General features: G+C 53.7%; 9 protein-coding genes. 2 read left to right on the top strand and 7 right to left on the bottom strand.

Annotation, left to right across the window (positions count from 1 at the left end):
• Positions 1 to 43 precede the first annotated feature (43 nt).
• The 3 genes from METMA_RS0117420 to METMA_RS0117410 all read right to left on the bottom strand — a co-directional run bounded on the left by METMA_RS0117420 (position 44) and on the right by METMA_RS0117410 (position 2776).
• Positions 44 to 352 (bottom strand): L-histidine N(alpha)-methyltransferase, encoded by a 309-nt coding sequence (locus METMA_RS0117420; RefSeq protein WP_020160394.1) that lies wholly within the window; start codon positions 350 to 352, stop codon positions 44 to 46.
• On the bottom strand, positions 342 to 1649 hold the full coding sequence (gene egtB, locus METMA_RS0117415) for an ergothioneine biosynthesis protein EgtB (RefSeq protein ID WP_020160393.1): 1308 nt from the start codon (positions 1647 to 1649) through the stop codon (positions 342 to 344). Before egtB ends, METMA_RS0117420 begins: the two co-directional genes overlap by 11 nt.
• A gap of 83 nt (positions 1650 to 1732) precedes the next feature.
• The gene (locus tag METMA_RS0117410) at positions 1733 to 2776 is read right to left on the bottom strand and encodes an alpha/beta hydrolase (protein ID WP_027147420.1); all 1044 of its coding nucleotides are present in this window, start codon (positions 2774 to 2776) and stop codon (positions 1733 to 1735) included.
• Between the two features lie 324 nt (positions 2777 to 3100).
• Between METMA_RS0117410 and METMA_RS0117405 the strand changes: the two genes are divergently transcribed.
• The gene (locus METMA_RS0117405) at positions 3101 to 7384 is read left to right on the top strand and encodes a DEAD/DEAH box helicase (RefSeq protein ID WP_020160391.1); all 4284 of its coding nucleotides are present in this window, start codon (positions 3101 to 3103) and stop codon (positions 7382 to 7384) included.
• A 91-nt stretch (positions 7385 to 7475) separates the two neighbouring features.
• Here METMA_RS0117405 and METMA_RS0117400 read toward each other — a convergent pair whose 3' ends face one another.
• A complete protein-coding gene (locus tag METMA_RS0117400) occupies positions 7476 to 9215 on the bottom strand; it encodes a multicopper oxidase domain-containing protein (protein WP_027147419.1) in 1740 nt (579 codons plus the stop codon).
• A gap of 927 nt (positions 9216 to 10142) precedes the next feature.
• Here METMA_RS0117400 and METMA_RS0117395 point away from each other — a divergent pair.
• Positions 10143 to 10463 (top strand): heavy metal-binding domain-containing protein, encoded by a 321-nt coding sequence (locus tag METMA_RS0117395; RefSeq protein ID WP_020160389.1) that lies wholly within the window; start codon positions 10143 to 10145, stop codon positions 10461 to 10463.
• Positions 10464 to 10636: 173 nt separating this feature from the next.
• Here the strand turns inward: METMA_RS0117395 and METMA_RS0117390 are convergent, their stop codons facing one another.
• The 3 genes from METMA_RS0117390 to METMA_RS0117380 form a co-directional block, all read right to left on the bottom strand.
• A complete protein-coding gene (locus METMA_RS0117390; RefSeq protein WP_161786416.1) occupies positions 10637 to 11464 on the bottom strand; it encodes a zinc metalloprotease HtpX in 828 nt (275 codons plus the stop codon).
• Positions 11465 to 11613: 149 nt separating this feature from the next.
• The gene (gene ftsH / locus METMA_RS0117385; protein WP_020160387.1) at positions 11614 to 13563 is read right to left on the bottom strand and encodes an ATP-dependent zinc metalloprotease FtsH; all 1950 of its coding nucleotides are present in this window, start codon (positions 13561 to 13563) and stop codon (positions 11614 to 11616) included.
• A 244-nt stretch (positions 13564 to 13807) separates the two neighbouring features.
• Complete coding sequence (locus METMA_RS0117380; protein ID WP_152565067.1) at positions 13808 to 14554, bottom strand: hypothetical protein; 747 nt, start codon at positions 14552 to 14554, stop codon at positions 13808 to 13810.
• Between the last annotated feature and the right edge of the window lie 50 nt (positions 14555 to 14604).

Below are 14604 nucleotides of genomic sequence, written 5' to 3'. Positions count from 1 at the left end.
TCGACCCTGAAAATAGCCCGTTGAACTTCACCTCCAAAAAATATCAGTCGTTTCTGGTCGTCGAGTGCCTCTGAGGGGCGGCTTCATGGGGCTGATGAAATATCCGGGCTAGTGTCTGTGCAATGCTGTCTGCGTGTTCGGTCAGAATGGCGATTTCAGTGCGGGTCAGGTAATACTCCGGCAAATCACAGATCGCCTCGAACAACCGGCAGCCTTCCGGATCATAGAAAAATTTCGGCGACAGCGTCTTCCGCGGGCGTCGCAGTCCCTCAATGACTTCGCTCCGGAAATCGGCCTGCGGCGGCTTCAGGTCCGAGAAACAAAGCCGCGGTTCGAGCAGTTCAGTTCGCATCGTCGGCCAACCGTATGCCCATGAACTGCCAGCGATCGGCGGGATAAAAGAAATTGCGGTAAGTGGCCGCGATATGGGACTGCGGCGTCACGCAGGAGCCGCCGCGCAGCACCATCTGATTTGCCATGAATTTACCGTTGTACTCGCCTAGCACGCCAGCCAGGGGCTGAAATCCGGGATAAGGCCGGTATGGGCTTTGCGTCCATTCCCACACATCGCCAAATAATTGATCAGGCTTACACTGGATCACAGGATCAGCGGCAACAGGCTGCAGAAAACCGGCTTCGCGCAGATTGCCGCGCGGCTCGCGATCCTGCGCCGCCACCTCCCATTCCGCCTCGGTCGGCAGCCGCTTGCCGCGCCAGCGCGCATAGGCATCGGCCTCATAAAAGCTGACATGGCAGACCGGCTCGTTCTGATCCAGACGCCTGAGCCCGGCCAGAGTCATGACCCACCACTGGCCGTCCAGACTTTTCCAGTACAGCGGCGCCTGCCAGTTTTTTTGCCGCACCACCGTCCAGCCGTCGGATAGCCACAGATCGGCGCGCTGATAACCGCCGTCCTCGATAAAGTCCAGAAACTCGCCATTCGTCACCAGTCGCGAGGCCAGGCAAAAATTTTCCAGATAAACCTTATGCCTGGGCGTTTCGTTATCATAGGCGAAACCCGTGCCCGAGAAACCGATCTCATGGATACCGCCGTCATACTCGTGCCATTGCAGTGAGGCCGGCTCTCGCTCGATACGATCAAGCTTTGCCCGATAAGCCGGATACAGAGGATTGATGGCAAAATTATATTTCACATCGGCGAGCAGCAGTTCCTGATGCTGCTGTTCGTGATGCATGCCCAATACGGTACGAAAAATAATCTGATCGAGTTGGGAAGCGTCAGCGCTGTCTACAAGCACCGCCATCGCCTTATCGACATAGGCGCGATAATAGTAGACCTCCTGCACGGTCGGACGGGACAGCAAGCCGCGCTGCGGACGCGGGAAAAAGCTGCCGACGGTTTGATAATAGGAATTGAACAAAAAGCCGAAATCGGGATGAAAAACGCGGTAGCCATGCAGATAAGGCAGCAGCAGAAAGGTCTCGAAAAACCAGGTGGTATGAGCCAGGTGCCATTTGGGCGGGCTGACATCGGGCATGGCCTGAATACCATAATCCTCGATGGCGAGCGGTTCGCACAGTTGTTCCGTTTCGGACCTGACGGTTTGATAACGCGTCAGTACTTCGTCCGCCAGGGCATGATCCAGTGCTGTCGAATTTCCAAAAACTGCAAAGTCGATACGGCGCATGAAAAACCCCTTACCAGAGTTAAACTGACTGGCATCCTAAATCCGAACACGGTTCAAGTCAAACCGAAAAACCCTCAATTTTTTCAGGAGTTGCCATTTTCCCTGACGGCCGCCAATACCTGTTCGGCGTGTTTGTCGGCACCGGATGGCAGCGGCGCCGCCGATGATTTAATCCAGGCGACGATGTCTTTCCATAATACCGGAGCCTGCAGGTCACGCAGCAGCATGTGATAACCGTTTTCATAGAAAGCGACTCTTTTTCGATGCTGCCGGTTTTGCATAAGATCCTGCAGAAAACGCAACGTAGGCTGTTTCGGAACAATCTCGTCCTTTTCGCCATACAGAACCAGCGTATCCGTCTGTATTTCCTTGGCGCTGTGCAGCGCCGCGTCCATTAAATTGGTCAGGCCGTACAGCGCTTCAACCCGCGTAGCCTTGATGACCAATGGATCACGCCCGAGTTCCCTGAGCATTTCGATATTATCGGATGGCGTGACCTTGACGATGCCTTTTCCGGTCAACGTCAGCCAGGGCATGGTATGCGACAGCGCCCACAGCAGTGTCTGTTGATACCAGGGCATCGTTTCCCGTCCCCAGACAGCCGGAGCAGCCAGAATCAGTCCATCCACCGGTGTTTTCAAGGACCGTGCCATCGTTGCGATAACAACAGCCCCACCCATGCTTTCACCCAACAAATAAACCGGCAGTCCCGGATGTTTATTCCTGATCAGCCGGACAAATAAATCCAGATCCTGCACATAGGCATCAACGCCGCTCCACAGTCCACGATGCGGACTGCCGCCGAAGCCGCGTTGATCATAGGCGTAACTGATAATGCCGTTCCGCCGGAAAAAATCGCCGGGCTGCTGCAAAAAACGGCTGTAGTCATTGAATCCATGCAATGCTATCAATACCGCCGAAGCCTTATTATTCTCGGGCAGCCATTGCCTGAGCGGTAAGCTGATGCCATCGGACGTTACATAAAGGTTTTCCAGTATTTGCCCATTCGTGACATGGGGACCGGGTTTATAAATTGCTGGGGTACAGGCGGAAAGGGTACAAGCAGAAATCACTGCCAGCATCAACATCGACAAGCTGAGCAATGAAGGAAAAATAAGGCTTTTCATTCGCGATTGTTATTCGTTCTTACAAAAAATCGATAGGTACGCACTATAGAGAGCTAATCAGGGGTGTAAGTTGCAATAGAGGCAGAGAAAGTATGACAAAATTGTTACACTATCACACATGGAAAATTCAAGCTATTGAAACAATAGATATTTTTACATTTATTCCGCAGTAATAAATATAGAGCAGCCGCCCTACCACTGGATGATAGATAGTCAAGCAAACCGCAACCTCTCAATGCTAGACTATGCAACGGTTGAAGCTAGACCCTATCGAACATTAGCTTCTTCACTGGAATATTTTATCCCTTGTCATCAGTCAGCGCCATGCCCCTAACATCGTTTCATCCCGTTATCGCCCAATGGTTCAACGCGCATTTCGATGCCCCATCGGACGTGCAATGCCAGTCCTGGCCGACCATACGCGCCGGCAAATCCACGCTCATCGCGGCGCCTACCGGATCGGGCAAGACGCTGGCGGCGTTTCTGGCCGCGATCGACCAGCTGGTGCAACAGGGACTGGAATCGCCGCTGCCCGATGAAACGCGCATTCTCTACATCTCGCCGCTGAAGGCGCTGTCGAACGATATTCACAAGAATCTGGAAGAGCCGCTGAGCGGCATCCGCGAGGGCTTGGCCGCCTTTGGCCTGCCCGACGTGCTGATCCGCGCGCAGACCCGCACCGGCGACACCTCGCCGGCCGAACGCCACGCCATGAAGCGCTGGCCGCCGCACATCCTGGTCACGACGCCCGAATCGCTGTATATCCTGCTCACCTCGGATTCGGGGCGCGCCATGCTCAGCACCGTGCGCAGCGTCATCGTCGACGAGATTCACGCACTGGCCGGCAGCAAGCGCGGCGCGCATCTGGCGCTGTCGCTGGAGCGTCTGGCGCAGCTGACCGCAACCCCGCCCGTGCGCATCGGCCTGTCGGCCACGCAGAAACCCATCGAAACGGTAGCGCGCTATCTGACCGGCACGACGGCGGCCGACTGCACGATCATCGATACGGGCCACGTGCGCCAGAGGGATCTGCAGATCGAAGTCACGGGCTCGCCTCTGGAAGCGGTCATGGCGGCGGAAGTCTGGGGCGAGATCTATAACCGGCTGGAAGAACTGATCGGCCAGCACCGCACGACACTGATCTTCGTCAACACGCGGCGTCTGGCCGAGCGCGCGGCCGCGGCGCTGGCCGAACGGCTGGGCGAACAGTACGTCACGGCGCATCACGGCAGTCTCGCCAAGGAACACCGGCTGTCGGCCGAACAGCGCCTGAAGCAGGGCTCGCTGAAAGCGCTGGTCGCGACCGCTTCTCTGGAACTGGGCATCGACATCGGCGACGTCGATCTGGTCTGCCAGCTCGGCTCGCCGCATGCGATCTCGACCTTCCTGCAGCGGGTCGGGCGTTCCGGGCACCAACTCGGCGCCGTACCGAAAGGCCGCCTGTTTCCGCTGTCGCGCGACGATCTGGTTGAATGCACGGCCATGCTGGCCGCGATCGGGCGCGATGAACTGGACCGCATCCAGATGCCGGACGCGCCGCTGGATGTGCTGGCGCAGCAGATCGTGGCCGAAGTCGCCTGCCGCGAATGGCAGGAAGCCGAACTGTTCAAAGCCTTCGTCGCCGCCTGGCATTACCGCGAGCTGAGCTACCAGCAGTTTCTCGACGTCGTCAAGATGCTCAGCGACGGCTTCCACACGCAGCGCGGCCGGCGCAGCGCCTACCTGCACCGCGATGCCGTCAACGGCCTGCTGCGACCGCGCAAGGGCGCCAAGCTGACCGCACTGACGAACGGCGGCGCCATTCCCGACCAGTTCGACTACGATGTGATCATGCAGCCGGAAGGGCTGTTCGTCGGCACGCTGAACGAGGATTTCGCGTTCGAAAGCCTGCCCGGCGACATCTTCCAGCTCGGCAACAATTCCTATCGCATGCTCAAAATCGAGCAGGGCCGCGTGTACGTCGAGGACGCGCACGGCCAGCCGCCCAATATTCCGTTCTGGTTCGGCGAAGCGCCGGGCCGCAGCGATGAACTGTCGCAGGCCGTGTCCGATCTGCGCGCGGCGCTGGACGCCAGACTCGAACTCGGCCAGGAAGCCGCCTGCCGCTATCTGGCCGACGACCTGCAACTGCCTGCCGCCGCGGCAGAACAACTGCTGCTGTATCTGGCCGCGGCCAAGGCGGCCTTGACCGTGCTGCCGACGCACCAGCGCATCGTGTTCGAGCGTTTCTTCGATGAAACGGGCGACATGCACTTCGTCGTCCACTCGCCGTACGGTTCGCGCATCAACCGGGCCTGGGGGCTGGCGCTGCGCAAGCGCTTCTGCCGGCGCTTCAACTTCGAGCTGCAGGCCGCGGCCGGCGAGGACAATATCGTGCTGTCACTGGGGCCGACGCACAGCTTTCCCTTGGAAGAGCCCGCACAGTACCTGAAAGCCGCGACCGTCAAGGACATACTGGTTCAAGCGCTGCTGGCGGCGCCGATGTTCCCGACGCGCTGGCGCTGGGTCGCCAACACGGCGCTGGCCGTGCCGCGCAACCGCGCCGGCAAGAAAGTCCCGGCCTATTTCCAGCGCAACAACGCCGAGGATCTGATCGCGGTGATTTTTCCCGATCAGCTCGCCTGTTTCGAGAATATCGCCGGCGACCGCGAAGTGCCCGACCATCCGCTGGTCAATCAGACCTTGTCCGACTGCCTGCATGAGCTGATGGATATCGACGGTTTGGAGCGCCTGCTGGCCGGCATCGAACAGGGCACGGTCGACATTGTTGCGCGCGATCTGGCCAGCCCGTCGCCGCTGGCGCTGGAAATCCTGAACGCACGGCCCTATGCGTTTCTGGACGACGCCCCGGCCGAGGAGCGTCGTACGCTGGCCGTGCAGCAGCGCCGCTTCATGGACCCGCAGACGGCCGCCGAAACCGGCCATCTGAATCCCGAGGCCATCGCGCGCGTACGCATGGAGGCCTGGCCCGAGGCGCACACACCCGACGAACTGCATGACGCGCTGGTGGTGCTGGGCTTTCTGACCGAGGCCGAAGGCGAGCGCGGCCCGCTGTCGTCATTGCATGAGCGTCTCGCGCACGGCTGGCCTGAGCTGCTGGAAACGCTGATCAAGGCCAAGCGCGCGACGGTCATGACTATAGCCGACGATACGCGCCTGTGGGTCGCGGCCGAGCGGCTGAAAGCGCTGCAATTAGTTTTCTCCGATGCCAGGATCGACCCGGTGATCCGGCCTGTGGATGCGAACGAAGCCTCGGATCGCGACAGTGCGCTGGTCGAAATCCTGAGCAGCCGCCTGGAAGGGCTGGGGCCGGTCACGGCCTCGCAACTGGCCTTATCGCTGCGGCTCGATGTATCCGAAATTGAAATCGCCCTGCTCGCCCTGCAACAGGAAGGCGGCATCATTCAGGGCAAATTCACCCCGGGCGCCGAAACCACCGAATGGTGCGAGCGCGGCTTGCTGGCCCGCATCCATCGCTACACGCTGAAACAGCTGCGCAGCGAGATCGAGCCGGTATCGCCGGCCGACTTCATGCGCTTTCTGTTCCGCTGGCAGGGCCTGGACGATCCGGGCACCGGCGAAACGGCGTTGCAGCAGCGCTTGTTGCAGCTTGAGGGATTGAGTCTGCCGGCGGCCAGCTGGGAGGCCGATATCCTGCCAGCGCGCATCCGGCCCTACGCGCCGTCCGATCTCGACAAGCTGTGCAGCGCCGGCAAGATCAGCTGGCTGCGCCTGCACCTGCCCGCCGGCGCCGCAAAACGCAAGAGCCCGGCCGGCAAGAGCACGGCTTTCAGTTTCATCGCCCGCGCGCATCTGCCGCACTGGCGCGCCTACGCGCCGCTGCCGGCTATTGAAGCGCTGGAATTGTCGGGCAAAGCCGAAAAAGTTTACGAGGCGCTGAAACAATGGGGCGCCAGTTTCTTCGAGGAACTGCTCGGCGAAACCGGGCTGCTGAAGTCGCAACTGGAAGAAGCGCTGGCCGAGCTGAGCGCCTGGGGTCTGGTCACGGCCGACAGTTTTCAGGGATTGCGCACGCTGATTACGTCCCGGCAAACCCAGCACCGGCTCAGCCAGCGCTATTCGTTTTACGATCCGTTCGCGGCGGCCGGCCGCTGGTCGCTGATCCGCAAACATCCGGCGGCCGAAACGGAGCGCCACCAGCATTGCGAGCACATTGCGCAGGTCTTGCTGCGCCGTTATGGCGTCGTGTTCCGGAAAGTGCTCGAGCAGGAAAACAACCTGCCGAGCTGGCGGGAACTGCTGTATGTGTTCCGACGCATGGAAGCACGCGGCGAACTGCGTGGCGGGCGCTTCGTGCAGGGCTTCGCCGGCGAGCAGTATGCGCTGCCGGAGGCGGTCGGCGTTTTGCGCGACATTCGCAAGCAGGCGAAACGCGGCGACCTGATCGCCATCAGCGCTGCCGATCCGTTGAATCTGACCGGCATCATCACGCTCGGTCTGCGCGTGCCGACGCAGGCAAGCCGGCGTATTCTGTACCGCGATGGTGTCCCGGCCGCCATGGGACTACGGGGAAAAGTCGATTTTCTGGAAGATATCGCGCCCCAAGACCAGTGGCAGCTCAAGAATGCCTTATTGCGCAGGCGCTAGAGAAACATAAAAAAGCCACCGCCGGTTTACCGGCGGTGGCTTTTATTCGACCAAGCATCGGAACAAGGCCCGACGCTTCTTGATTACACTTTTACTGCTGTTTTGTCAGCTTGCGCAGGTGATCGAAAATGAACTGCCTTTTAACGATCAGCACATAGCTAAACAGACCCAGCAGAATGCCATAGAACAGTCTGCCGATGGCAGAGGTTTCCTCAACAGCCGGCGCAGATCCGACCGCTGCCTGTTGAGCAGGAACTGTAGCCGTGGCCGAAGTTGCCTGGCCTTCGGCGCCTTTAACCTCAGGCAAACCTAAACTGCGCCAAGCGTCATAGTCCTGCCAGATCGGATAATTTTTCTTCCAGAAATCCTTCGAGAAGTAAGGTGTCAGGCTCATGCCATGCGTTTTAGGGATGCCTTTTTCATCCAGAAAGTCTTTATAGACTACCAGGCTGATATCGCCGCCCTCGCCCGTACCGTTGGTCGTAAAGGACTTTTCGACATGATCATGGAACATCCAGATGCCCTGGCCAAAGCTATGTAGACCGTCATCAACACCGCTCAATTCCAGATCGATACGCTGGGCGGGAACCATGGCATGCACATCGCGCGTGATATATGAACTCGGGCCGTTATCGACGCCGTCATAATGCGTGATGGTTGGTTTGTGACCATGGATATGGACACCCAAAGCTTCGGTATGGCCATTCAAAATACGCAATTTGACCTTCTTATCCGACTCCATCTCGATCAGCGATTCCCTTAATGTATAAGGGAAAGAACGGCCGTTGAGCATGAAATAGTCATCGGTCGCTTCGGTTACGTCGTAATCGACATTCAGATGTTTGGCAAGCAGGCGCGGATCATTGGCTGATCTAGCGACAATTTCATGCAGTTCCTTATCGGCAGACTCATAATGCAAGTCATATTCCCTGGCGTATTTTTCCTGGACGGCCACCGATGGATGACGCACTTGGCCATTACCGACGTTAAAGGTTTGCAGCCAGTTGTTCGGGCGATTTTCCTCAATGATGAGCATCCCTTGCAGGCCCATGGGAATATGGGTGTGTGGCTGCACGTGGCAGTGGTAATACATGGTTCCCGGTTGACGCGGCCTGAACACATAGGTTTTACTTTCGCCTGGCATGATATCCATGTTGCTGGTCTGACCTACGCCATCGTTGCCGTGGTCCATGCGGTCCATATAGGGATGATCTACACCATGCAGATGCAGGGAATGCGGCAGATAATGGGTGTTTTCAACAACCAGCCAGACCACGTCATCCTGTTCGACACGGATAGCCGGCGATGGCACGCGCAGCAAAGGATTGGCCTGAGGCTCATATAAGCTTAAGGTCGACATATCACGGGTCTTGGGCGCAAAGACCCAGAAAGTCGGCCGTATACCCGGCGCTATATCAAACTGGGTAGTCAATTCAGGGCTATCGGGGGAATGACCGTTCAGTTCGACGATTTCGAGTTTGATGACAATTTTGTCGGGGTCGCCATCGCCATCCATATCATCCGATTTGGTGATGGCATCGGCGGCCAGTTGAGTTTCCATCAAGGTTTCCATGGAAATGCCATTCGTGCCTTTAACAAAAGCGGCAATTTCGGCAGGGTTATCAGGCGTACACAACTTTGACGCCTGTATCTGTACCCCATCAATAACCTGATCCTGGCGCCATTCTTTTGGCGTGAAGTCAGAACATACCTCTTCCACCTCTCCCATTTCAACTTTGGCCGAAGGTGGTAAATCATTAGCTGCCTGTATCCAGGGAGGCATAAGGAGCATCGCAATACTCCAACTAATGGTAAGAAGTTTTTTACGCATAACATGACCTCGGAAAATTTCACTCATAAAATAACTCGCCGATATAAAACGGAAAGAATACAAACGCGACTATTTTAAACGAATCTGGCGCAAATTTCTTTCTTAACGCCCGAATAAAATAAAAACGGCAGTATTTTCAATATTTTGTGGTGGGTCTTGAATGACAATCAAACCCTTGATGTGTGATTTGATAATTGCTTATAGGATTCTGTTTGAAACGACAAACTGGTTTTTTCTCTACTGTATGGGTCATTGCTTACCCATATGGCCGGCACAAAACCGCCATGCAATATCTCTCTCATCCTTGCGAACACTCTCCTCTTTTACACAAGTCAACTGATTAGTGCCAGTCGCATTATATTAACAAAACATTCGACTTAATCAGTGACAAACAGTTCCCCCCTGCTCCATGCTAATCGATTGACTGTCAACCCACCCTAAATACCACTATTTTTTTAATGTTATTATTTTTGATTCTATTACATTTTTCTGTGATTTTTAACCTTAAATGGCAAATTTTTGCCTGAGATCGGGAAAATTCTCTTTTATGAAGCAGCAATTTTGAGAGTGTGAAAGTATTCAATTTGAAGGATTTAAGCACGGATGGCACGAACGTCCCTAAAGATGGAGGTGATAAAATTGTGTCTGGAAGTAATCGAGAGCACGAAGTTTAATGCATTGATTTAATTTATTTTTTTTCGTGTCCTCGGCAACCGCTGAATTACAGGAATGTAATGAATTCAGAAAATGCATAATGCCATGGATGGCGTGTAGTAGAGTAATGCAGGGGCAGTTGCCGAGAGGTAAAGTCCTGACCGGATATTACAGCGTCAATAGTTTGATTCCAAGGCATGATTTCGTGATTTAGAATTTAAATTGTATGGCTATACTTAAGCACACCACTCCAAAACCGACTGAGGACAAACCATGTTGATTACCACCACCCCGAATATCGAAGGCAAGAAAATCACACAATACTGTGGTGTTGTAGCCGGCGAAGCCATCCTCGGCGCAAATTTGTTCAAGGACTTTTTCGCGGGAATCAGAGATTTGGTTGGTGGAAGATCCGCCACTTATGAAAGGGAGCTTCAACATGCCCGGGAAATCGCGCTTCAGGAATTGCGGCAGCAAGCGCAAGACATGGGGGCAAATGCCATCGTCGGAATTGACCTCGACTATGAGGTTCTTGGTAAAGGGAATGGCATGTTAATGGTTTCTGCCAGCGGAACGGCGGTCGTTATTGAGTAGCGACTCAGACGGACCGGGAGCGCCTGTCGGCTATTAAGGACCCGAATGACTTGCTCTCGTTACCCGGATTGATGGAAAAGCCGGGACAGGAAAATAGCCACCCCGGCCTGAAATTGCTCCAATACAAATTTTCTCAGCGGTCGGGCCTCTGCAATTTGGGCAACAGGCCGGGCTCAATACCATAAACCGCCTATTCTCCAGCGTGGCCTGCGCTGGACTCTTTGTAAATGTAATGGAATCGTGAGCGGTTTGGAGAGCCCCGAGGAATCGGTGGCAGGGTTATGCATTATTTTGAAAGAGGATTTCAAATGTTTTATCCGTTCCTCGGTCGCAGGATGCGTTCTTAGCAATGACGGTTCAGGCGTTCCGTGTCCGGCCAGAAACAACCACTCGAACAAGCCCGCGCTATAATATTCCATCTTGAATAATGCGCTCGCCAATCCATCCGGGTCGCCTGTCAGGTAAACGGCATTCACATCGGCTTCAAACTCGCGCGCTCTCGACAACGCGAGCTGTAGCAGGCTATTGATAATAGGTGCAAAAAGCATCATTATTATTGCCGTCCAAGGCACTACAACCCCGGTCAGCAGAAACATCGGCAAGTTGATCAGCAATAATAACTGACCCAAAGTAGACAACAAACTGGTCATTCGGCTCAGCATATCGGCGATATCCATCACCTGAATGTCATTATTGTTGATATGGATGATTTCATGGGCGATAACAGCGGTAAGTTCACGCACGCTCAGTGCGCGCAGCAGGCCGTCAGTCAGCACGATAGCGGATTTATCATGGTTACCTATGGCAAAAACATTCATGGTGCGGCTGGACACATAATACAGTTGTGGAACGGCCCCAAGTTTAGCGCTTTCCGCCAATTCCGAAACCAGTTTTTGCAGCCCGGGAATCTCATTATGACTCATCGGCTTTGCCCGATACAGATTAAGAATGATATCGGGCGAGAACTTGATGACAATGGGCAGCAGGGCTATGCTGATCATCACCATCCACTTTAATCCTTCCAGCCCCGTTAACAAATAACTGATAAGGGCTAATAGGAATAGCATTGAACCAAGTAAAATCATCGACTGAAAAAAATTAGTCAGCCGGTGCTGATTGAATTGTTTTTGTTCTAGGATTGCATGCATATTCACTGTTTCATCTCGCTTTTAAGTAGTGCTGTAATTTCTTCCCTAATAACGACTTCTTTTTCTTGCAACAAATTCGCCAACTTATCCAGCACCTCCCGATTGGTGCTAATCACTTCACGGGCGCGCGCTTCGGCTTCCTCAACCAACGCCTTGATTTCATTATCAATAAGACGAGCAGTCTCATCGCTGTAATTACGGGATTCCGACACTTCCGTTTCCAAAAATTGCAACTGTTGCCGTTTGCCGTAAGTCAACGGCCCCAGCTTTTTGCTCATGCCCAGACTGCAAATCATATTGCGGGCAATCTCGCTGGCTTTTTCCAAATCATTCTGGGCACCGGTCGAGATGGTTCCCAGAGCTAATTCCTCGGCAATACGCCCCCCCATCAAAATAGCCAATTGATCCTTAAGCTCATTTTCAGTCGACATAAACTTTTCCTCCACGGGCAGTTGCAATGTAAAACCCAGAGACGATACACCGCGAGGAATAATAGAAATTTTATGCACCGGTTGTCCGGTCGGCACATGTTCGGCGACCAGCGCGTGCCCCGCTTCATGGTAGGCGACCCTGCGTTTTTCATCGGGACCTAATGCGCGATTTTTCTTTTCAGGACCGGCGAGTATGCGATCGATAGCGGCTTCGAAATCTTCCATTTCGACTTTGTTGTGGCCAACCCGCGTCGCTATGATTGCCGCCTCATTGGCGATGTTGGCGAGGTCGGCGCCGACCAGTCCCGGCGTGCGTTTGGCCACTACGGTGATATCGATGTCATCGGACATAACCATTGCCTTGGTATGTAATTTAAGAATCTCGATGCGATCCTGCAGATCCGGTTTATCAACTATAATCTGACGATCGAAGCGCCCGGCGCGCAACAGCGCTTTATCCAGAATCTCGGGACGGTTGGTTGCCGCCATGACCACCACGCCGACCGACGTATCAAAACCGTCCATTTCGGTCAGCAACTGGTTCAGAGTCTGTTCGCGTTCGTCATGACCGCCGAATGTTACCGGCCCACTGCGCGACCGGCCGATGGCATCAAGTTCGTCGATAAAGATCATGCAGGGGGCTTTATTGCGCGCCTGTTCGAACAGGTCGCGAACCCGGGCGGCGCCCACCCCGACGAACAATTCGATGAATTCGGAACCACTGATATTAAAGAAGGGCACGCCCGCTTCGCCGGAAACCGCTCGTGCCAGCAAGGTTTTACCGGTTCCGGGCTGTCCGACCAGCAATATGCCCTTGGGCATGCGCCCGCCCAGTCGTTGAATTTTTTCCGGTGATTTCAAAAAATCTATGGACTCTTTCAGTTCCTGCTTGGCGCTGTCGGCGCCGGCCACATCGTCAAAGGTAATCTTGGGCAACGTATCCTGGTGAATACGAATTTTATTACCCAGATTCAGAAATTCCCTTTGTCCCCCGGTAGTACGGCGAATAATCCAGGACCAGATAAAGACGAATATTAGAATCGGTATGATCCAGTTGAACAGAATATTGGCCAACCAGTTTTCCCCGCTCCTGACTACATATTCAACATTATTCTGTTCCAGCATTTCAGCCAGATCGTTTTGCCACAGCGGTACCGTCATGAATGGCCTGGATGGCTCGTTCGGATCGTCGGATTTGATCACGCCGGTGATGTAACGCTCGGTAACGACGGCCTTCTCGATTTTTGCTTCTTTCAGATATTTAAGAAACTGGCTGTAAGGGATTTCATCGCGTTGAACTTCCTGGATGCTGTTTAGCACAGACAGGGTCAGTATGAATAATAGCGCCAGGTAAATGATTTTGCGCTGCTTGGAGCCGGGCGTTTTTTCAGCCACGGGTTTATTAAGTTCAACCTCTGGCTCCTGCCTGGAAAAAAAACCGGAAACGGTCTGCAACAAGTTCTTCAGGTAGTTGTATAGATTGATTAATAAAGTCTTAATATTGTTTTCCGGCTTATCCATTATACTGATCCCTCAACCTAAAGCGGTGCATTAAAAGCGGCACAGATATTTAAATGATGAGCGGTCCAAATCGCCTATGGGCGGATATCCGCCTGCCCCTGAAGAAATGCGAATAAGACCGCTTCCGCACCCATGAAGCGCTTTCTGTGATCATAGAAAAATGACTCCCCAACCGCCTGGCGGGCGCGTTTTAATCTCTATTTGATTGGCATTGCATCCGTGCAGCCTGGAAAGCCCTTACCATTCAGGCACATGCCGCACGGCGATCAATTTGCGGCATTTCATGTGCGAAATCAATCGTATTCGATGACTCAAGCACGGCAATAACCTCTTCACAGCTGATCGTATTTTTATTCGAATCGGCAATATAACCGGCCAGTTTGGAAATCGCTTTCCAGTTTTCATGATCGTTTACAAAGTTAAAGGCTACATTAAATAACTCATTCAATTTCTCATCCTGTTGCTGTTTGTTGGATGAGTAACTCTGTAAATATTCATAAGCCGATTCAATATCAGAACTGCCGCCATAATTCTTCAACGCGTTTATATTGACCAAACGATGATTGAATAACTCGTTATCGGTTTCAGCAACATGTTTGGCTTCGGCCAATGGACCGACCAGCAAGTTAACGATGTCCGCATCAAAAGCGGTGACATAATCTTTTACCGTCCGACTCATTGCGTCATCCTGGCCTGTTATTTTTTCCAGCAAGGCTTCCATCGAATGAGGCAACGACTGAATTAACCGTCCTCCTTCCACTTTAGCGATACATTCACCCGGAACTGTGTGGCCTGCATTTTCAAAGTCTTCGGGAGACGCTTCTTTTATATCCTTAAATAAGATTTGAAAGAAAACCGGGGGAAGATCACGTGCCTTGTTGTTTAAATAAATAGCTGTCGCATGCCCAGCTTCATGAAAAGCGATGCATCGCTTAAGTTCCGCGGACTTGTTGTCAAAGCGTGGAACATCAATTACTTTGTTTCGCTTCATATCGAATACCATAGAGTATGATTCCGTGTATTTACACATTAATAATTAAA

Origin of the sequence: Methylobacter marinus A45 (assembly GCF_000383855.1) — a bacterium.
In the GTDB taxonomy this organism is placed as follows: domain Bacteria; phylum Pseudomonadota; class Gammaproteobacteria; order Methylococcales; family Methylomonadaceae; genus Methylobacter; species Methylobacter marinus.
This window is presented reverse-complemented; position numbering and strand designations above follow the sequence as displayed.